Raw genomic sequence first — 19852 nt, 5'->3', positions numbered from 1 at the left:
ACCGGTTTTTGCTGCGGTTGCCCCCGTAGTATATATTAGTCATCACTTATATTCCAGCCGGGCCTCGGCCTCCAGCTCCTCGAGCAGGGCGAGATAGCTGGCGTAACGCTGAGGATAGACCCGTCCGGTCTCGACGGCGTCACGCACGGCGCAGCCCGGCTCGCGCCGGTGCAGGCAGTCGGCGAAGCGGCAGCCGTCCACCAGTCCGGCGAACTCGGGGAACAGCTCGGCCAGCTCGGCGGCTCGGACGTCCCATAGACCGAAGACCCGCACCCCCGGGGTATCGGCGACGTAACCGCCGGCCACGGGCAGCAGCTCCGGGCTGGTGGTGGTGTGCCGGCCCTTGCTGGAATAATCGGAGACGCTGCCGACCCGGCGCTCGAAGGTGGGGTCGCAGGCGTTGAGCAGGCTGGACTTGCCGGTGCCGCTCTTGCCGGCCAGCAGGCTCAGGCCGACGGCCAGCAAGCCGCGCAGCTCGTCGATCCCCCGACCGTCGACGACGCTGGCGCCCAGGGTCGGGTAGCCGGCGGCTCGGTAGGGGGCGGTCAGTTCATCGTAAACAACCGGTTCGGCCAGGTCCAGCTTGTTGACTACCAGGACGCACTCCAGCCCGGCGTGCTCCCCGGCGCAGAGCAGCCGGTCGACGAAGCGGGGGTTGAGCCGCGGTTGATCGCAGGCGGCGACGACCAACAGGCGGTCCGGGTTGGCGACCAGGACATCCTCGAAGGGGTGCCGCCGGTCGCTGCGCCGACGCGAGAGGCTGCTGCGTCGGGGTTCGACCTCGACGATCCGCCAATCCTCGCCGGCGGGCTCCAGTATGACCCGGTCGCCGACGGCCAGGGCCGTGGCGCCGCGTTGTCGGGCCTCACGGCGCAGTGTCTTGGGCAAGAAACAGCTCAACCGCCGCCCCTCGTCCGTCTGGACGAGGCTGTCGTTGCCCTCGAGACGCATCACGATACCGGCGAGGCTGGACTCGGCTTTGTTTTTGTTATCCGTTGAGTTCCTCCAGCTTGGCGAGGACCTCGTCGACATGGCCCTTGACCTTGACCTTGGGCCAGGCCGCCTCGACGAGGCCGTCGGGACCGACGATAAAGGTCATCCGGCGGGCGCTCTTGCCGCCCTTGCCCGCACCGAAGGCGTTGATCACCTGCTGTTCCTCGTCGCTGAGCAAGGTGAAGGGCAGCTCGTACTTGGCCTGGAAGTTCCGGTGGCGCTTGATCGAATCCGTCGAGACGCCGAAGACGGGAACGCCGAGAGCCTCGACGCGAGCGAAACTGTCGCGGAAGTCGCAGGCTTCGCGGGTGCAGCCCGGGGTGTTGTCCCGGGGGTAGAAGTAGATCACATAGCGCTTGCCGTCGAGTTCGGCGGCGGAGCGTTCCGCACCGTCGGCGGCGGGCAGCTTCCAGTCCGGTGCCGCGGCGCCGGGGGCGAGGGGTTCCATGGAGCCTCCTTGGTGGGCGTCAGTGTAGCAGATCGGCGTCGCCGTGTCTCGGGTCAGACGCTGTCACGCAAACCCATTATAGCCTAGTTGAGAGATAATGTCATTAGCAACCCGCCCAGCCGGAGGCCGCGACCGTTGAAAACGTTCCGGCACCGTCGGCATCCTCGACGACCCAGCGGGCCGGAACCGGCACGGTTTTTGCAGCTCGGCGACCGTTACGAACTGAGGATAACGGTCGGCCTCCGCAAAAACCGTGCCGGTTCCGGCCGGGTTCGTCCCGAGCGGCGCCGTTCGGGCTGCATCGTTTTCAACGGTCGCGGTCGGCGAGCCGCGCCTTGGATTAACGACGCGCCTGGGCTATAATCAGAGCTCCGCAATCAGCCGCAACGAGGTAAGATGAGCTACCAGGTCATCGCCCGCAAGTGGCGGCCCCAGCTTTTCGGCGAGGTCGTCGGCCAGTCCCACATCACCACCACCCTGCGTCACGCCGTCGAGCGCGACCGTGTCGGGCACGCCTATCTGTTCGCCGGGCCGCGCGGTGTGGGCAAGACGACCACGGCGCGGCTGCTGGCCAAGGCGCTCAACTGCGTCGAGGGTCCGACACCGGACCCCTGCAATTCTTGCGAGCACTGCCGGGCGATCGCCGCCGGCGCCGACGTCGACGTCATCGAGATCGACGCCGCGTCGAATCGGGGCATCGACGAGATCCGCTCCCTGCGCGAGAACGTCAAGTTCGCACCTGCCGCTTCCCGCTACAAGGTCTACATCATCGACGAGGTCCACATGCTGACCCGGGAGGCCTTCAACGCGCTGTTGAAGACGCTGGAGGAGCCGCCGGCGCACGCCCTGTTCATCCTGGCGACTACGGATCCGGACCGCCTGCCGCCGACGATCCTCTCCCGCTGCCAGTTGTTGACCTTCCGCCGCATCCCGACGCCGGAGATCGCCGAGCTGCTGCGGCGTATCGCCGCCGAGGAGGGCTATGAGCTGGAGGAGGAGGCGGCGCTCCTCGTCGCCCGTTCCGCCGGCGGGGCCATCCGCGACGCTGAGAGCGCCCTCGAGCAGCTCTTCGCCTACGCCGAGGGCGGCATCACCGCCGACGACGCCCGTTCGGTGCTGGGCAAGGTCAACCTGGACGAGCTGGCCGCCCTGACCGGGGAGGTCCAGGCCGGCGAGGCCGCCGCCGTGGTCGCCCGCTGTGGGGCGATCGTCGATTCCGGCGTCGATCCCCGGGTGTTGGCCGAGGAGCTGCTGGCCTACTGGCGCGACTGCTTCCTGCTCAGTCTGGGCGGCGAGAGTGCAAAAACGGCCGAGTTGGCCGACGCCGAGGTCGCCGCCGGCCTGGAGACCGAGGCCTGGCTGGCCCTGTTGTCCTCGCTGCGCCGAACCCTGGTCGAGCTCAAGGCCTCGCGCCAGCCCCGGTTGGTCCTCGAGCTGGCCCTGGTCGAGCTGTCCCAGTTGCCCAGGCTGATCCCCGTGGCCGAGCTGGCCCGCCGGTTGGCCGCGAGCGCCCCGGCGCCGCAGCCCGCCGACGTAAAAAAAAAGCCCCTAGACGCTGAGGAAGCGGCCCCGCCGGAGCCCCGCCCGGCGGCCGGCGAGCCCCCCGTCGCGCTGGAGCCCTTCGACGGCCGGGAGTTCCTGCGGCGGATCAAGCGCCGCAACGCCACCCTGGGGGCGCTGTGCGCCGGCGCCGCCGAACTCGAGCTACTGGACGACGACGTCGTCCGCCTGCGTTTCGCCCCGCGCAACGCCTTTCATCAGCGTGGCCTGCGCAAGCTGGAGAACGTCCGTCTCTTCGAAGACGTCACCGCCGAGCTCTACGGCCGACGGCTGATCCCCGAGTCCGTCCTCGACGACGCCCTCGGCGGGGACGACGACGCTCCCGAGCCGTCCGCGGGCCGCGGCGACGCCGACATCGCCGGCCTTCCCGCCGCCGAGCGGCGAGCCGTCGAGACCGTACGGGATTACTTCGACGCCCGATTGATCCGTATCGACAAGAAAGGATGACGATGGCCGGTGGATTCGGCAACCTGATGGGCCGGGCCCAGCAGCTCCAGGCCAAGCTGGCCGAGGCCCAGGCTGAATTGAAGAATAAAACCGTCGAGGGCCTCTCCGGCGGCGGCATGGTCAAGGTCACCATGAACGGCCACCACGAGGTGACCTCGATCGACCTGGACGAAGAGGCCGTCGACCCCGACGACATCGAACTGCTCGAGGATCTGATCGTCGCCGGTGTGGCCGACGCCCGCGTCAAGGCCGACGAGATGGCCCGCGAGGAGATGGGCCGCGTGGCCCAGGAGCTCGGGCTGCCCCCCGCCCTGGCCGACCAGCTCCTCGGCGGCGGTCTCGGCGGCTGAAGCGCCGAAAACACTTTGGGACTAATCCCCCGGTGACGCTATACTTATCTACGCAACCCCCCGGTACCAGCCCATGCAAGCCGACAGCGAAATCCCCGTCTCCCTGGCCGGCATCGCCCTCGACCCCAAGAGCCGCTCCCCGGTTATCATCCTGCGCGACGAGGAGCAGCAGCGCATTCTGCCCATCTGGGTCGGGCACTTCGAGGCCAACGCCATCATCGCCGAGCGCGAGAACATCAAGCGCCCCCGGCCGATGACCCACGACCTGTTCAAGCGCGTCGTCCTCTCCCTGGGTGGCGCCGTCGAGCGCCTCGTCGTCACCGATATCCGCGAGAATACCTTCTACGCCGAGCTGCACCTGATGCTGGGCGAAGAAGAACTCGCCGTCGACTGCCGACCCTCCGATGGTATCGCCCTGGCCCTGCGCTTTCAGGCCCCCATCTTCGTCACCGAGAAGGTCCTGGCCCACGAGGAGACCAAGCAGCAGGCCACCATGCTCGAGCCGGAGAAGCTCTCCGACTTTATCGACAAGATCAGCCCCGACGACTTCGAGGACGCCTGAAGGCGCCTGAGAACCCGGGGGGCCGGTTAACGCAAACACCACCGACCGCCAAGCCCTGGGGGTGGGGCCGCTGACTCCGCTACGGCGGCCCGCGGGAGCCTCATCCCCCCGGCCCGCCCAGGGTGACGCCGGCTGCTTCGACCCCGCCCGGGCGTTCTCCGGGCGGGATAAAAACCGGGCGGGATAAAAACCGGGCGGGATGAAAACCCACCCCCCCAGGGGCGCGTATTACAGCGCCAAGATAACCGTACGGGCGACTGTCCCCAGTCGCCCGTTTTGTATATCGTCAGCAGTTCGGAACAGCGATAGGGATCACACACGATCATGGACCAATCAGGCTGCATTTTAGGTAGTCTAGCCTGCCGGGATCGTTTCTTTGGTTGAATCTGAACTCCATCTGCCTGATAGAGAGGCTGACGTTGCGCTTGAAACCGTCGTGCGTGGTGGGCCTTTCGCCGGCGTTTGGCATAGCCCCGGAAGCTCTCGAGGCCGTTGCTATGCACTTTATCATTGACCCGAGTCTTGTCATGATTGATGCGCCTGGGATGGAAGCCGTTGAGTGACAGCTTGTTATCGGTCTGTCAGCCGTCGGAGTAGACGCTCGAGCCCAGCTCGGCCTCCCGAGCGGCGGCGATGCGCTAGTACTTGCCGAATGTGTTGGGATGGACGCCGACCTTTTTGGCCGCTCGGGCCGCGGTTGCTTCAAGCCGAAGCAGCACGGCGATCAACCGGCGCTGTTCCAAGGCGCTCGCACTTCCGCCGCCCGTCGCCTAACCTGTAGTGATAGCGATAGTTACACTTCGCGCACTTGACGCGCCTGTCGGGATTACCCTTTGAGCCGGCGGCCACAGCGCCTCCATTGCTCGTGACGTGACGGCATCCCCTCAACTCTCGTGAAGACAAGACAATCACAACAGATGACGACCCATGAGCGTTAAGCTATCCCCAACGATAAACCCAACCCGACACCAACACACAGCGGCCCGCGGGGCTTTCATCCCACCGGCCCGTCTTACGTGTTCGGCCGGAATGAACGTCGAGGACGGGCTCCCTCTCCCCTGGGGGCGAGGGTTGGGGTGAGGGGCCTTTACACGATACGCCGAAGCCTCAACCTAACGCACGATATGTAGGCCCGGCGCACGATATTGCCGCGCCGGACCCGGCCGGGTCCGGCGCGAATGCAATATCTGTGACGGGCCGGGGCGCGGGCGGCGGCGCTCACTACCCCCGCAGGGGGATGCGGGTGCCCGTCGGATTAGCCGCCCACCAGGCCCGGGCCCGCTCGATGTCGGCGGCGATCTGCTCGCGCAACTCGTCCAGCTCGTCGAAGCGCTCCTCGTCACGCAGGCGGTGATGCAGGTCGACGGCCAGGGCGGCGCCGTAGGCCTCGCGCTCCAGGCCGAAAAGGTGCACCTCGAGCAGGGGCCGTTCCCGCTCGGTCTCCTCGACCGACGGCCGGCGGCCGATGTTGGCCACGCCGGCGAAAGTGTGGCCGATCATCCGCCCCCGGACGACGTAGACCCCGGGCCGCGGCGGCATCTCGTAGTAGTCGGGGATGTTGGCCGTCGGGAAGCCCAGCTCACGGCCCAACCCCAGCCCCCGGGCGATCCGGCCCAGCAGGCGGTGGGGCTTGCCCAGCAGACAGGCCGCCCTGGCCACCTCGCCGGCGGCCAGCAGCTCGCGCACGGTCTGGCTCTTGGCGATCAGGTTGCAGGCCCGCACCGGTTCGAGGACGCGGTCCCGCAGATTCAGCTCATTGCAGAACCGCCCCAGCTCGTCCGGTCCGGCGCGGTCCGAGCCGAAGTGATGGTCGAAGCCCCGCACCAGGGCCGCGATCCCCAACTCGTCGCGCAGCCGCAACAGCAGCTCCCGCGCCGTCAAGGCGCCGAAGTCGGTGTCGAACTCCTCCAGGATTACGGCGTCGGCTCCGGCCAGGGCCAGCAGCTCCAGACGGCGCTCGACGCTGGTCAGCGGTTGGGGGGCCCGCTCGGGGTGGAAGACGGCCAGGGGGTGGCGGCGGAAGGTCAGCACGGCGGCGGGCCCCTCGCCGGCCTCTTCTTCGAGCAGCTCCAGCAGGCGCTGATGGCCCCGGTGGACGCCGTCGAAGGTGCCGACGGCCAAGGCCCCGCCGGGTTCCAGGCGGTGTCGGGCGGCGGCGAGACCGGGGTAGACGTTCATCAACGACCCCTGGAGAGGGTGATCCTGGGCTGGACGGCGGCCCCACCGGGGCCGGGCTCGACCCGGCCCACGCCGATGAAGCCCTCGGGGCCGAAGACGCGCAGCAGCGTCCCCACGGGACGCTTGACCGCCAGAGTGACCGCCATGCCGTTGAGGTACTTGGGCACGTCGCCCTCGAGCAGGTCAGCCGAGGGCAGGTAGGCCAGGGCCTGCTCCGGTGGGACCAGGCGCTCCAGGGCCGCCGGGGCCAGCTCTTCCGCCGGCCGGTCGACGTTCAGGGCGTCCTCGACACCGAAGATACCGTTGCGGCTGCGCACCAGACCGACGAGGTGGGCTCCGCAGCCCAGGTCCTGGCCTAGATCGTGGGCCAGACCGCGGACGTAGGTTCCCTTGCCGCAGACCACGCGCAGCTCCGCCTCGTCGCCCTCGACACCGGTCAACTCCAGCTCGCGGACCTCGACCTCCCGGGGTGGGGCCTCGACCAACTCGCCTTGACGAGCCAGCTTGTACAACGGCACGCCGTTCTTCTTGGCGGCGGAGTAGGGCGGCGGACTCTGCATGATCCTGCCGCGGTAGTTGGGCAGCAGCTCCTCGACGGCGGCCCGCAGATTCGGCGGCGGCTCTCCCGTCAGGGTCACCCGGCCCTCGCTGTCGTAGGTCTGCGTGGCCGCGCCGAAGCGCACCCGGGCCCGGTACTCCTTCTCGGCGGCCATCAGTAGTTCGACGATGCGCGTCGTTCGGCCGACGCAGATCACCAGCACCCCGGTGGCGATGGGGTCCAGGGAGCCGGTGTGGCCCATGCGCTTGACCCCCAAGGCCCGGCGCAGCTTGCGGATGACGTCGAAGCTCGACCAGCCGGCCGGCTTGTCGCAGTTGAGCACTCCGTTGAGCTTCGTCTCGCGGGCGGCGGTCAAACTATCTCCCCCGTCGTCAGTCGATCCCGGTCCAGCATCTTTTCCGTCAACAGCCGTCGCCGACGGCCCGCTCCAGGGCGCGGCCGACGGTCTCGATGATCCACTCCCGCGCCGTGAGCAGGTCGCCGGCGAAGGAGGCCCCGGCGGCGCAGGGATGCCCCCCGCCGCCGATGCCGCGCGCCAGCTCGTCGACGCGGACCGCCCCCTTGCTGCGCAGGGAGAGTTTGACGCTCCCGTCGGGCTCCTCGCGCAGGAAGGCGCCGACCTCGACCCCGGCCAGACCGCGGGCGTAATCGACGATCTCGTCGGTGTCCTCGACGGCGGCCCCGGTCTCGGCCAGCATGGACCGGCTGACGCTCAGCAGGGCCAGCCGCCCGTCGAGGCGCAGCTCGAGGGTCTGCAGGGCCCGGCCCAGCAGACGGATGCGTTCGGGCCGGTGGGATTCGTAGAGCGCCTGGGCCACCTTCTGCGGCTCCAGGCCGATCTCGAGCAGCTCGGCGACCACGCGCAGGCAGCGCGGGGTGGTGTTGGGATAATGGAAGGAGCCGGTATCGGTCTCGATGGCCGCGTAGAGGGCCTCGGCGGCGGGAATATCCGGCTTCCAGCCCAGGGTGCGCAGCAGCTCGTAGACCAGCACGCCGCTGGCCGCGGCGCCGGGATCGATCAGGTTCAGCGTACCGAAGGCGCGGCCGCCGGAGTGGTGGTCGAGCTGGATGACGGGACGCCCGCCGGCGAGGAGCTCGGCGGCCCGCTCGCCGATCCGGTCGGCCTCGCTGCAATCGATGACCACCAGGAGGGTGCAGCCGTCGAGGACGCCGACGTCGGTGCTGAACAGCTCGGAACCGGCGATGAAGCGCTGGTTGGCCGGTACCGGGTCCTGACAGTAGCAGGCGACCCGCTTGCCCCGCCGTCGGGCGAGTCGGGCCGGGGCGGCGACGCTGCCGACGGCGTCGGCATCGGGGTTGAGGTGGGCGATGAAGCCGAGCGCCTCGTGGCGTTCGATCAGCTCCGCCGCCGCGGCGTAATCCACGCGGGCCATCGGGCAACCGTCCGTGCTCAGTCGTCGTCGTCGGCGATCTCGTCCAGCAGCTCCCGCACGCGCTCGCCGCGACGCAGGTCCTTGTCGAAGTGGAAGGTCAGCTCCGGGGTGTTGCGCAGGTTGAGCTCTCGGGCCAGTCTCCGACGCAGGTGGGGGACGGCGTGCTCCAACCCGGCCTGGGTCTGGGCCAGCTCGTCCCCGGGCTCGTTGGAATCGTAGTAGACCTTGGCGTAGAGTAGATCAACGGACAGCTCGACCTCGGTTAGGACCAGCTCGCCGATGCGGGGATCGCGCAGCTCGTCGATCAATTCGGTCAGGGCCGTCTTGAGCTGTCGTCCGACCTGGATGGTGCGCTTGCTCATGCTTCTTTCCGGTTCGGGTCTCGGGTGGTGCGGCAAGGCAGTATAGCACGGTCCGGCGGGTCCTTCAAGGCGGCGGACCTCCCCGCTCTGGACAACCGGGGCCGTTCTGGGCTATTATCCCCTCGAACCGCCGCCCCCTGCCGCGATGCCCCCTTATCCCGCCCCCACCAACCGCCACCGGGCCGCCCGCCGCTGCTGCTGTACCCCGGCGGGGGGTCGGGGCTAGGGTACCCTCCCGCAAGCCGCCGCCGCCCGCCGTCCCCGCGCTTTTCTTCTCTATTGCGACAGCCGATCCCCCAGGACGCTGCGGCGTTTCCGCGACGAGGTGAGCCATGACCGCGCCGAAACCTCTCCAGCTTTTCGACACCTTGACCAAGGGCCGACGGGAGTTCCCCCCGGCGGATTCCCCCGCCCGGCGCAACCCCGAAGAACCGATCACCTACTACACCTGCGGACCGACGGTCTACGACCACGCCCACATCGGCAACTTCCGCGCCTACATCTTCGAGGATCAGGTCGTGCGGGCGCTGGAGTACCTGGGCTGGCGGGTCAAGCAGGTGATGAACCTGACCGACGTCGACGACAAGACCATCAAGGGCGCCAACCCCGAGAGGGCCGACCTGCCCGCCGCCGAGCTGCGCAAACGCCTCGACGCCCATACCAAGACCTACCGCGACGCCTTCTTCGCCGATATCGACAAGCTCAACATCAAGCCCGCCGCCGTCTACCCCCGGGCCACCGAGACCATCGGACCGATGGTCGGACTGGTCCAGCGCTTGATAGAAAACGGCTGCGCCTACGAGGGCGAGGACGGCCACTGGTATTTCCCCATCCGCCGGTTCGAGAACTACGGCGCCCTGTCCGGACTGGACCTGGACGACATCCGCGTCGGCGCCCGGGTCGATTCCGACGAGTACGACAAGCAGGACGCCCGGGACTTCGCCCTCTGGAAGGCCCACCGGCCCGGTGAACCGGCCTGGGACCCCCGGGACTACGTCGCCGACAGCCCCCTGCCCGTCGGCCGCCCCGGCTGGCACCTCGAGTGCTCGGCGATGTCCACCGAGCACCTGGGCCGGACCATCGATCTGCACTCCGGCGGCCACGACAACATCTTCCCCCACCACGAGAACGAGATCGCCCAGTCCGAGGCCGCCAACGGGGTCCGGTTCGTTCGCCACTGGCTGCACTGCGGTTACCTGCTGGTAGAAAACCAGAAGATGAGCAAATCCCTGGGCAACTTCTTCACCCTGCGGAACCTGGAGGAAAAGGGCTACGAGCCCCTGGCCGTCCGGCTGCTGCTCTTGGGCACGCACTACCGCAAACCGCTGAACTTCACCTTCGCCGGTCTGGACGCCGCCGCGGCCAACCTCAAGCGGTTGCGGGAGTTCGTCCGCCGCCTGGATCGGGAAAGGGACGCGGCTCCGAAAGAGCCCGCCGAGGAGCTGGGGCTTGGCGGAACGGGGGTCTCCGCCGTCCTTACGGCCGCCGACAGCGACTTCCGGGCCGCCGTGGCCGACAATCTCAACATCTCCGTCGCCCTGGCCGCCGTTTACGGGATGCTCGGCAAGGTAAACCGAATGCTCGATGACGGCATCATCCAGCGGACGGAAATCGAGGCCGCCAAGAAGGCCGTTCTGGACTTCGACCGGGTCCTCGGCCTGGGGCTGGAGGCGGTCGACGACGGCGGAGGGATCGACGCCGCCTGGGTCGAGGAACGGCTGGCGGCGCGGAAACGGGCCCGCGCGGAGCGCGACTTCGCCGCCGCCGACGCCATCCGCGACGAGCTGGCCGCCGCCGGTGTCGTCGTCGAGGACACCCCCCGGGGCACGACCTGGCACGTCGAGTAGCCCGCCCGCCGGCTCAAGCCACGGCGGCTATCTCCGGGACCGCCCGGCAGACGGAACCCGCGCCGCCGCTGCGTTCCTTCCCGCTGTGCCCTCCCGCTGTCCCGACCCCTCGTTAATGTTATAATCCCGGTCTATGGACGAACGGGACGACAGCGTCAACGGGGCGCCCGAACCCGGCGCCGTCCCCCCGGGGGACCTGAGCGGCGTCTCCGCGGCGGCGGTCGGCGTCGAGCGCGAGCGGGAGCGCGGTCGGCTGATCCGCTCCGCCGGGACCGTCGGCGGGATGACCGTGGTCAGCCGTGTGCTGGGCCTGGCCCGGGAGATGCTCTACGCCTCGATCTTCGGCGCCGGGGCCGTCAACGACGCCTTTCGCATCGCCTACGCCATCCCCTACTTTTTCCGCCGGGTGCTGGGCGAGAACGCGATGGCCTCCTACTTCCTGCCCCTGTTCATCGACTACAAGGAGAACAAGGGACCGCGGGAGGCCTGGCGGCTGGCCGACAACGTCTTCAACGCCCTGTTGGTGGTGACGGCGGTGCTGGCCGGCCTGTTCGCCCTGTTCGCCCCGCAGATCCTGCGGGTGATCGCCCCGGGCTTCACCGAGACGGGCAACCTGCGCCTGGCCATCGGCCTGACCCGGGAGATGGTGCCCTTCATGGTCACCATGAGCCTGGCGGCGGTGCTGATGTCCCTGCTCAACGCCCACCGGCGTTTCGCTCTGCCCTCGAGCGGCCCGATCATCCTCAACCTGGTCTTCATCGCCGGGCTCTACACCCTGGTGCCCCTGTTCGGCGAGAGCAAACCGGAGATGATCCACGGCGTGGCCGTGGCCGTCGTGGTCGGCGGGGTGCTGCAGGTCGTCGTCCTCGGCGCGGGGACGCGCGGGCTGGGCTGGCGCTGGAAACCGCGCCTGGACTTCCGCCACCCCGGCCTGCGCAAGGTGATGAAGCTGATGGTCCCGGCGCTGTTCGGCCTGGCCGTCACCCGGATCAACCTGCTGGTCGACAACGCCCTGGCCAGCCTGCTCGGCGAGGGCACCATCAGCGCCCTCAACTACTCCGAGCGTCTGCTGCAATTTCCCCTGGGCGTCTTCGGCATCGCGATGGCCACCGCCGTCCTGCCCGCGCTGTCCAGCTACGCCGCCAAGCGCGACTGGGGACCCCTGCGTGACACCTTCAACGACGCCGTCCGCCTGGCCCTGTTCGTCGCCGTGCCGGCGACCGTCGGCCTGGTGGTGCTGCGCGAGCCGCTGATCGCCCTGTTCTTCCAGCGCGGGGCCTTCACCGCCGCCGCCACGGCTGAGGCCGCCTGGGCCCTGCTGTTCTACGCCCTGGGCCTGACGGCCTACATCGGCGTCCACGTCACCGTGCCCGTCTTCTACGCCCAGAAGGACACCAAGACGCCGGTGATCGCCGCCGCCGTCGCCGTGGTCGTCAATGTCGGCGGCGACCTGGCGCTGATGTGGTCGATGGAGCAGGGCGGCCTGGCCCTGGCCAGCGCCGCCGCCGCCTTCGTCAACTGGGGCATCCTGCTGGTGATCCTGCGCCGCCGGATGGGACCCCTGGGCCTGCGCAGCATCCTCAACAGCGGCCTGCGCATCCTCGGCGCCGCCGTGGCGATGGGCGCCGGACTGTTCTTCTACCTGCGCTGGATCGCCTTCGATCCCGCCACGGCCCTGCTGGGCGAAAAGCTCCTCGGCGGCGCCGTCGGGGTCCTGCTGGGCGCCGGGATCTATTTCGGCGCGGCCAAACTCCTCGGCGTTCGCGAGCTCGGCGAGATCACCCGCCTGATCCCCCGCCGGGGAACCCGCCGCCGCTGAGCCGCGTTTCCTCTGCTGAACCCCCCGACGGCGACCCCGGCAAGGCGGCGGCCGACCTCGACCGGCTCAGTCACCCCCAGGCCGGCCGGAACCGGCACGGTTTTTGCGGAGGCGGACCGTTACCGGCCGGGCTTAACGGGCGCCGAGATGCAAAAACCGTGCCGGTTCCGGCCGGCGGGAGCCTCGAGCCGTAACAACGGTCTTGCCGAGGTCGCCGCCGCAGCCGATATCCCCCTTCGGAAGCTGGGATCCCCATGGACGAAGATTACCGCTTGCTGAAACAGATCGATTTCCCGGCGGACCTGCGCCGGTTGAACATGTTCGAGCTCGCGGAGCTGGCCGGCGAGTTGCGGCGCTTCATCATCGAAACGGTCTCGCAGACCGGGGGCCACCTGGCCCCCAGCCTGGGCGCCCTGGAACTGACCATCGCCCTGCACTACGCCCTGACGACGCCGCGGGACAAGCTGGTCTGGGACGTCGGTCACCAGGCTTACGCCCACAAGGTACTGACCGGTAGGCGCGACAAGCTGCGGACCATCCGCCAGTACGGTGGCATCTCCGGTTTCCCCAAGCCCGCGGAGTCGCCCTACGACACCTACGCCGTGGGCCACGCCTCGACGGCCATCTCGGCGGCCCTGGGAATGGCTTTGGCCCGGGAGCGCGAGGACGAGTACCGGGTCTGCGCCGTGGTCGGTGACGGCTCGCTGACCGGCGGGATGTCCTTCGAGGCGCTCAACCACGCCGGGCAGCAGAAGTTCCCCTTCCTGGTGGTGCTCAACGACAACAAGATGTCGATCTCCAAGAGCGTCGGCGCGCTGAGCAACTACCTCAACCGGATGATGACCACGCGCAGTTATCTGTCGCTGCGCAAGCAGGTTCGGGAGGTCGTCAAGAAAATCCCTGGGGTGGGGATGGGAATCTTCACTCTGGCGCGCAAGCTGGAAGAGGGCCTGAAGAACATGGTCACCCCGGGGATGATCTTCGAGGAGATGGGCTTCCTCTACTTCGGCCCCATCGACGGCCACGACCTGCCCAAGCTGGTGGGGACGCTCAAACAGGTGCGCGACGTCGAGCGCCCCGTGCTGCTCCACGTCCATACCCAGAAGGGCAAGGGTTACAAGCCGGCCGAGCGCGACGCGACCAAGTTCCACGGGCTGGGCCGCTTCGACGTGGCGACGGGTCGCTGTCCGACGTCCGGGGAGGTACCGACCTACACCGAGGTCTTCGGCTGCACGCTGACCGAAGTCGCCGCCGCCGACGGCGACGTCGTCGGCATCACCGCCGCCATGCCCGACGGCACCGGCACGGTCATCCTGGCCGAGGCCCTGCCGGAGCAGTTCATCGACGTCGGCATCGCCGAGCAGCACGCCGTCAGCCTGGCGGGCGGGTTGGCGATCGCGGGCAAGAAGCCCGTGCTGGCGATCTACTCCACCTTCCTCCAGCGGGCCTACGACCAGGTGCTGATCGACGTCTGCCTGATGAACCTGCCGGTGGTCTTCGCTTTGGACCGCGGCGGCCTGGTCGGCGCCGACGGCCCGACGCACCACGGCGTCTTCGACCTCTCCTACCTGCGCTCGATGCCCAACATGACGGTCTGCGCCCCGGCCGATGAGGACGAGCTGCGCCACCTGCTCTACACGGGTTGCCGTCACGACGGTCCCTTCGCCCTGCGCTACCCCCGGGGCAAGGGTCGCGGCGTCGACCGCTCCGGTCCGCTGCGCGAGCTGCCCCTCGGCCGGGGCGAACTGCTGCGCGAAGGCAACGACGCCGTCGTCGCCGCCCTCGGCTCGACGGTCGCACCGGCCCTCGAGGCCGCCGAGGAGCTGGAGCGGGACGGTCTTTCTGTAGCGGTGATTAACGCCCGTTGGCTCAAACCCCTCGACGGCGAGTTGATCGCCGAGTGGACCGAGCGGACCGGACGGCTGCTGACCGTCGAGGAGAACGTCCTCGCCGGGGGCTTCGGTGCGGCCGTGCTGGAGCACTTCAACGAGCGGCGCCCCGAACTCCCCGCCCGGATCGAGTTCCGGCGTCTGGGCATCCCCGACCGCTTCGTCACCCAGGGCACCCAGGCCGAACTGCGCGCCGAGCTGGGCCTGGACGCCGCCGGCATCGCCGGCGCCCTGCGCGAATTGCTCGGCTGACGCCCCAACCGGTAATATGACCCCGGTCCGGCTATACTGGATTAACCTCATCCCGAGCCGAGGCCCCATGAAACACTCCATAAGCGTACTGCTGATCGTCCTCGTTCTCGGCGCGGTCCCCGCGGCGGGAGCGTTGGACTTCCTCCACAGCGTCTACAGCGAGCCCGTCCGCGGCATCCCGCTCTTCGGCGTCGATGTCGACACCCTGATCTTCTCCCTGCAACTCGAGGGCTGGGAGATTATCGAGGGTCGCGAGGAGTACATCCAGGCCCGTCGCGAGGTTGGCGAACGGACGGAGGAGCTGGCGTACCACCTGGTCTCCCGGCCGGCCCTCGACGGCTCCGGAGCGCTGACCGCGGACATCGTCGGGATGCGCTTCGTGCGCAGCTCACCCCTGCTCAGCGAGCTGCGCTGGCTGGCCGTGGCCTCGCGCTACAAGCGCCTGGTCGGCGACTGCCGGGAGCTGCTGGGCGACGGTAATCAGGTGGTCGGTGACAGCGGGCTCCTCTACCACTGGGGACCGCGGGAGGAACCGGACTCCCTCGTCTATCTGGGCAACACCGTCGAGGGTGAGACGGTGCTGCGCTGCGAGCTGAGCTTCCTCGCCCTGGATTAGTTTTCCGCCCCTCGATCACGCCGGAGGCGCCGCATGAAAACCAAGGTGTATCTTATGCTGTCGATGCTGCTGCTGGTCGGTACCGCCGCCGCGATGACCTGGGTCAGCGATCCCTTCCTCGTCGATTCCCCCCTGGGCAAGCTCAGCCCAGTCGGAGTGCTGCGGGGCTTCGAGGACAACGGCTTCGTACTGCTCGCCGAGAGCGAGGGGCTGATCATCGGACGCCGCGGCGAGGAGGAGCTGCGCTACCACTTCGTCGGCGACGAAACTGTGCTGATCGAGTACCGGCGGCCCCTGGAACCCGACGAGGACGCGGAGGCCGTCGTCGCCGACTGGGCGGCGCGCATCCGTGAGCTCTACTACACGGATGGTTACACCGGCGACGGCGAGTATCACTGGACGACGTCTTACGCTGACCTGCACCTGGCCTTCAGCACGGTGGACGGCCGCCGCTGCGTCGAGCTGACCATCGACTGGCCCGAAGCGAATGAGTAAACCATGCGCCCTCTGCTATCCCTGATCATGTGCCTCCCCATCGTCGCGACCGCGGCTCAGCCGGTGACCGAGCCGCTCTTCGAGCTGCCCGTCGAGGGTTTCGACGTCGTCGCCCTGGCCGATAAGCTCGTCGACGCCGGCTGGACGACCTTCCAGGACGCCCCCGACGAGTTCGGCGCCTACCACGGAGACGGCGTCGGCACGGAACTGGTCGTCTACAGCTTCGCCGACGGCCGACTGCGGGAAATGTTCTACAGCTACGACCTCCACGTTCGCGGCCACAGCGAGGCCCACCGGCTCAAAGAGCGCGCCCAGCGGATCTTCGACCACCTGAGCGAACTCTGGGGACCGGGCGAGGACTGGGAGGACGCCGAGCACAACTACTATCGCGCCTGGCCCGAGCACTCGCCTGACTCCGGCGTCGCCGTCTACCAGGAGACGGCGGAGCGGGGTCAGCGGCTGGAGGTCGAGCTGTACTTCGGCGACTGATCCGGCGCCGTCACGCTTCTTGCACACCGCGGCCGCCCCGGCGCAAAACCGGGGCGGCCGCGGGCAACAAGCGCGCCGGCGCCTGCGTTATCGCGCCGCCGCACCCGTCGGGTCGCTCAATCCTCCCGGCGCAGCAGGTAGGTCAGGTTGCTGGGCAGGTGTTGGAAGCCCAGGCGCAGGTTGATCCGCAGGACGCCCTCGTTGCCGACGGCGTTGCCGGTGATCAGCTCGGCGACGCCGCGTTGCGCGGCGCCATCCATATCCCTGTACTTCAGCGCCGTGGCGATGCCTCGGCGGCGGTAGGCGGGTCTGACTCCGGTGATGATGACGAAGCCGGGCAGGGCCCGTCCGCCGGGGTAGATCAGCCCGGTGACGCCGACGAAGTCGTCGCCGTCGCGGGCCACCAGCATGCCGTCGAGGTCGTAGACGGGGTTGTCGACCATCCGCTTCCAGTGCTCGTAGGGCATCCGCTCGTACTCCATCCCGTGGGGCACGTCGGCCTCGCAGGAGCTCCAGATGTCCCAGAGTTTGCGGCGTTTGGTCCGCTCGTCGAGGTCGTCGATCCCGCCGATGTAGACCAGCTCGATCCCCTGGTCGGCGACGCGGGCCAGGCGTTCGTCGTAATCCGCCGGGCGCTGATAGTCGGCCAGCCGCAGGCGGAAGAAGCGGTCCTCGTGGACGCAGGCGAAGCCCAGGCGCTCCAGCCAGTCCCGGGCGGCCCGCTGGTCGGCGGCGACGGAGGCGGTCAGCCGGTGCCAGTCGAGCAGTTTCAGGCGTCGCCGGGCCAGCTCCCACAGCTCGCGCCCGCAGCCCCGCCCCCGGTGGGCGGGATCGACGACGATGGAGATGTTGAAGGTGCCGGGCTCGCCGGCCAGCTCGTTATGCACCAGTTGCAGGCGGGCGGCGGGAGCGCCGTCGACCTCGCCGATGAAGTCCTCGTGGTAGCGGTCGACGCGGTAGCGGCGGCGTTCGTGCTCCCGGGTGACCAGCTCGACGTTGCGCGGGCTGAAGGGGTAGATCAGGTTGCCCAGCCCGACGGCGAAGGGTATATCGGTTTTCTCGAAGCGACGGATGCGCACGGCCCCCCTTTGCTCTGTATATCTGTTAGATACATTGTAGCAGCATGACGACCGACCGGCAAGTCCCTCGTGATGAAAAACGCTTCCCACAGTTGACTATCCCGCCCCGGGGGGCTAAAGTTAATAAACGTAACGACCCGGAAGGCTCGCCATGCAGACGGTTCTCTTCCTCGCCGCCGGCGCGGCCGCCGTCGCCGCCGTGGCCACGGCGGGGCTCGAAAGCCGCGCCCACACCTGGGTCAAGACCGGCGCCACCCTGCTGATCGCGCTCCTGGTGGGGCTGTCCCTCGCCGACAGCCCCCTGCCCGACTTCACCCTCTGGCTGACCGTCGGCCTGCTGCTGGCCGCCGTCGGCGACCACCTGCTGGCCCGCTACTACTACGCCGACGAGGACGACCCCCGCCGCAAGGGGTTGTTCATGGCCGGTCTGGCCGCCTTCCTGCTCTGCCATGTCGCCTACCTGCTGGCCGTGCTGCTCGAGTTCGGCGCCTTCCCCTGGTGGCTGTTCGGCGCGGCCCTGGCCCCGGGAGTCCTGCTCTACCTCCTGCTCTGGCGCGGGATGACCGGCTACCGGATCCCCGTCGCCGTTTACGTCCTGGCTCTGAGCGCCATGGTCGCCGCCATGCTCGGGCTGTGGTTCGGTTCCTGCGAGTCTCTCGGCGTCCTGCTGCCGGTGACCGTCGGCGCCGCCGCCTTCTGGCTCTCCGACGCCCTGCTGGCCGTCGGCGTCTTCGAGCGCGACAAGCTGCCCCGCCACGAGGGCCGCCTGCCCGAGGTCCTGGTGCTGATCCTCTACTACCTGGCCCAACTCAGCTTCGGCTTCGTCGTCTTCGCCTGCTAAAAGGAGCCCCGATGCGCCGTACCGCCGTTCTGCTCCTCCTGATCGTCTCCCTGGCTACGGCCGCGGGCGCTCCCGCCCTCGAGCTCGAAGACCCCGTCCTGCCCGGGATGAACCTGACCGACTCCCGCGCCGAGTACCGCGAGTACCTCGAGAACGACGGCTGGAAGCTTACCGGGGACGAGTGGTGCCTGTGGGGCGAGAAGGACGATATCGAGGACGTCGCCTACTGCTTCGACGACAAGGGCGAGCTGCTGTCCGTCGAATACAACCGCCGCTGCCCCGGCGACTCCTGGAGCGCGGTGCTGATCGAGCTCTCCGAGAAGCTGACCGAACTCATGGGGCCCAAGTCCGCCACCGGCGGTCCCCGGTTCGACTGCTGGTCCGGCGGCGGCTGGAACGCCGAACTCTCGGCCAAGTACCTCGACGAGGCCGACGGCCTGGACCCCGTGGTGCATCTCGAGATCTACAGGTAGGGGAGAGTAGCGCGGGGGCTCCGCTAGGGGAGAGTAGCGCGGGGGCTCCGCCCCCCGCAGCGGCGGACCGCAGAGGGTCCGCCCTACGTGGAATGCCGTTATCATCATCACCTTGCGGATCAAACACTATCGGCAGATTGTACCGACAAACGTAGCGCGGGGGCTCCGCCCCACGCCGTGCATGACTGTAATGAAGTGGTGTTGATTGCGCTTTCTCGATGGCCTGTAGCGCGGGGTCTCCGACCCCGCCATTCTTACCCACAAAGAAGTAAAGATGGTTTTTATGCTTACCTTGACTCTTAGACTATCAATATATAATCAAACTTAAGTATAGGTGATTCTAGATGAACGAAGCATCCATTTTCGCTGGCATTTCATCACTTGCGGCTGTGCTAGCGCTTCTTTATTCTATCAAGAAATACCAAAACGAAAACAACCAGCAATTTAAAAATTTAATAATAAACGATTTATCTAATATTTACAAAGAATCTCAACTTCATTATTCTCAATTACTCCGCTATAGAACATTAATAGTAGACAACAAAGAAAATGACATGATCGCTACAAATACTATAATAACCTTAATAAGCAGCATTGATCAATATGTATTTAGCTTACGTGGGTGTATACTCTTTGATTCTAGCTTTCCTATTTCATCATGGAGAGTACATATCGAATGGGGAAAAGCCTTAAAGGAAAGAGAGAAGTATGTTAATATAATAAGAAATAAAGAATATGCAACAACTAAACAAATATATCCGATTATTAACGTGATGGAATGGGTGCTTGTATCTGCAATGGGCATCCTACAAAACATATCTAATAGAACTCCTTTGGTTCTAAGAAAATGGTCGGATACTGAAAAGCGAGAATACTACAAGCTTAATAATAAGCATAAAATAATAGAAGAGCCCCCGATAAATGAGCTGCTCAAGTCCCATATTGCAATAAGTGAGACGTATACAAAAGCTAAATACTGTATTTCGGATAATTTAGCTCATAAAACAGCGCTGATAATTGACTCATATTTCCCAAATGGAAAAAACTACTATATGAATTTTATACATAACAAGAAACCAACAACCTCTATTACAATCGGACACAGGGGCCTAGATGATCTTTATGATAAGCTAAAGGCTGTTCAAGAACACCAGTCTAAAGAAAGCAGATAATTCACTCATGACCGAATGGTGGCAAGC

The 19852-nt window shown here is 66.9% G+C and carries 19 protein-coding genes; 12 read left to right on the top strand and 7 right to left on the bottom strand.

The annotated features are described in order from the left end of the window. Window positions 1–42: 42 nt before the first annotated feature. Both rsgA and GF399_07370 read right to left on the bottom strand, forming a co-directional pair. The gene (gene rsgA / locus GF399_07375) at window positions 43–1032 is read right to left on the bottom strand and encodes a ribosome small subunit-dependent GTPase A (GenBank protein ID MBD3400136.1); all 990 of its coding nucleotides are present in this window, start codon (window positions 1030–1032) and stop codon (window positions 43–45) included. After that, window positions 989–1441 (bottom strand): redoxin domain-containing protein, encoded by a 453-nt coding sequence (locus tag GF399_07370; protein ID MBD3400135.1) that lies wholly within the window; start codon window positions 1439–1441, stop codon window positions 989–991. The genes rsgA and GF399_07370 overlap by 44 nt, the downstream gene beginning before the upstream one ends. Window positions 1442–1837: 396 nt before the next feature. On the opposite strand from GF399_07370, the gene dnaX reads away from it, so the two are divergent. From dnaX to GF399_07355, 3 genes are all read left to right on the top strand, one after another. After that, complete coding sequence (gene dnaX, locus GF399_07365; protein MBD3400134.1) at window positions 1838–3448, top strand: DNA polymerase III subunit gamma/tau; 1611 nt, start codon at window positions 1838–1840, stop codon at window positions 3446–3448. Between the two features lie 2 nt (window positions 3449–3450). Next, a complete protein-coding gene (locus GF399_07360; protein MBD3400133.1) occupies window positions 3451–3798 on the top strand; it encodes a YbaB/EbfC family nucleoid-associated protein in 348 nt (115 codons plus the stop codon). 73 nt (window positions 3799–3871) lie between these two features. Next, window positions 3872–4360 carry a bifunctional nuclease family protein gene (locus tag GF399_07355; protein MBD3400132.1) on the top strand — a complete coding sequence of 163 codons (489 nt, stop codon included), beginning with the start codon at window positions 3872–3874 and terminating at the stop codon, window positions 4358–4360. Between the two features lie 1221 nt (window positions 4361–5581). Here the strand turns inward: GF399_07355 and ribF are convergent. From ribF to rbfA, 4 genes are read right to left on the bottom strand one after another with little or no spacing between them, the layout of a single operon-like run. Continuing rightward, window positions 5582–6538: a riboflavin biosynthesis protein RibF gene (ribF, locus tag GF399_07350; protein MBD3400131.1), complete on the bottom strand. Its 957-nt coding sequence runs from the start codon at window positions 6536–6538 to the stop codon at window positions 5582–5584. Next, window positions 6538–7608, bottom strand: coding sequence for a tRNA pseudouridine(55) synthase TruB (truB, locus tag GF399_07345; protein ID MBD3400130.1), 1071 nt, complete (start codon window positions 7606–7608; stop codon window positions 6538–6540). The genes ribF and truB overlap by 1 nt, the downstream gene beginning before the upstream one ends. After that, the gene (locus GF399_07340) at window positions 7499–8491 is read right to left on the bottom strand and encodes a bifunctional oligoribonuclease/PAP phosphatase NrnA (protein ID MBD3400129.1); all 993 of its coding nucleotides are present in this window, start codon (window positions 8489–8491) and stop codon (window positions 7499–7501) included. The genes truB and GF399_07340 overlap by 110 nt, the downstream gene beginning before the upstream one ends. Window positions 8492–8508: 17 nt before the next feature. After that, entirely contained in the window at window positions 8509–8853 is a 345-nt protein-coding gene (rbfA, locus tag GF399_07335) for a 30S ribosome-binding factor RbfA (protein ID MBD3400128.1), read from the bottom strand. Window positions 8854–9185: 332 nt separating this feature from the next. Here rbfA and GF399_07330 point away from each other — a divergent pair, with 332 nt between their 5' ends. The 6 genes from GF399_07330 to GF399_07305 all read left to right on the top strand — a co-directional run bounded on the left by GF399_07330 (window position 9186) and on the right by GF399_07305 (window position 16260). Further along, entirely contained in the window at window positions 9186–10700 is a 1515-nt protein-coding gene (locus GF399_07330) for a cysteine--tRNA ligase (protein ID MBD3400127.1), read from the top strand. A 133-nt stretch (window positions 10701–10833) separates the two neighbouring features. Continuing rightward, window positions 10834–12519 (top strand): murein biosynthesis integral membrane protein MurJ, encoded by a 1686-nt coding sequence (gene murJ, locus GF399_07325; protein ID MBD3400126.1) that lies wholly within the window; start codon window positions 10834–10836, stop codon window positions 12517–12519. Window positions 12520–12773: 254 nt separating this feature from the next. Beyond that, window positions 12774–14660 carry a 1-deoxy-D-xylulose-5-phosphate synthase gene (gene dxs / locus GF399_07320; protein MBD3400125.1) on the top strand — a complete coding sequence of 629 codons (1887 nt, stop codon included), beginning with the start codon at window positions 12774–12776 and terminating at the stop codon, window positions 14658–14660. 67 nt (window positions 14661–14727) lie between these two features. Further along, on the top strand, window positions 14728–15276 hold the full coding sequence (locus GF399_07315; protein ID MBD3400124.1) for a hypothetical protein: 549 nt from the start codon (window positions 14728–14730) through the stop codon (window positions 15274–15276). Between the two features lie 33 nt (window positions 15277–15309). Then, entirely contained in the window at window positions 15310–15771 is a 462-nt protein-coding gene (locus tag GF399_07310) for a hypothetical protein (protein ID MBD3400123.1), read from the top strand. Window positions 15772–15774: 3 nt separating this feature from the next. After that, window positions 15775–16260 carry a hypothetical protein gene (locus tag GF399_07305; protein MBD3400122.1) on the top strand — a complete coding sequence of 162 codons (486 nt, stop codon included), beginning with the start codon at window positions 15775–15777 and terminating at the stop codon, window positions 16258–16260. Between the two features lie 116 nt (window positions 16261–16376). On the opposite strand, the gene GF399_07300 is transcribed toward GF399_07305, so the two are convergent. Beyond that, complete coding sequence (locus tag GF399_07300) at window positions 16377–17429, bottom strand: GNAT family N-acetyltransferase (GenBank protein MBD3400121.1); 1053 nt, start codon at window positions 17427–17429, stop codon at window positions 16377–16379. A gap of 61 nt (window positions 17430–17490) precedes the next feature. Here GF399_07300 and GF399_07295 point away from each other — a divergent pair, with 61 nt between their 5' ends. From GF399_07295 to GF399_07285, 3 genes are all read left to right on the top strand, one after another. Further along, window positions 17491–18180, top strand: coding sequence for a hypothetical protein (locus tag GF399_07295; protein ID MBD3400120.1), 690 nt, complete (start codon window positions 17491–17493; stop codon window positions 18178–18180). Between the two features lie 11 nt (window positions 18181–18191). Continuing rightward, window positions 18192–18653, top strand: a complete 462-nt coding sequence (locus GF399_07290) for a hypothetical protein (GenBank protein ID MBD3400119.1) — start codon at window positions 18192–18194, stop codon at window positions 18651–18653. Window positions 18654–18997: 344 nt separating this feature from the next. Continuing rightward, entirely contained in the window at window positions 18998–19825 is an 828-nt protein-coding gene (locus tag GF399_07285) for a hypothetical protein (protein MBD3400118.1), read from the top strand. Window positions 19826–19852 lie beyond the last annotated feature (27 nt).

It is taken from the genome of Candidatus Coatesbacteria bacterium, from assembly GCA_014728225.1.
Classification (GTDB): Bacteria; RBG-13-66-14; RBG-13-66-14; order RBG-13-66-14; family RBG-13-66-14; genus WJLX01.
This window is presented reverse-complemented; position numbering and strand designations above follow the sequence as displayed.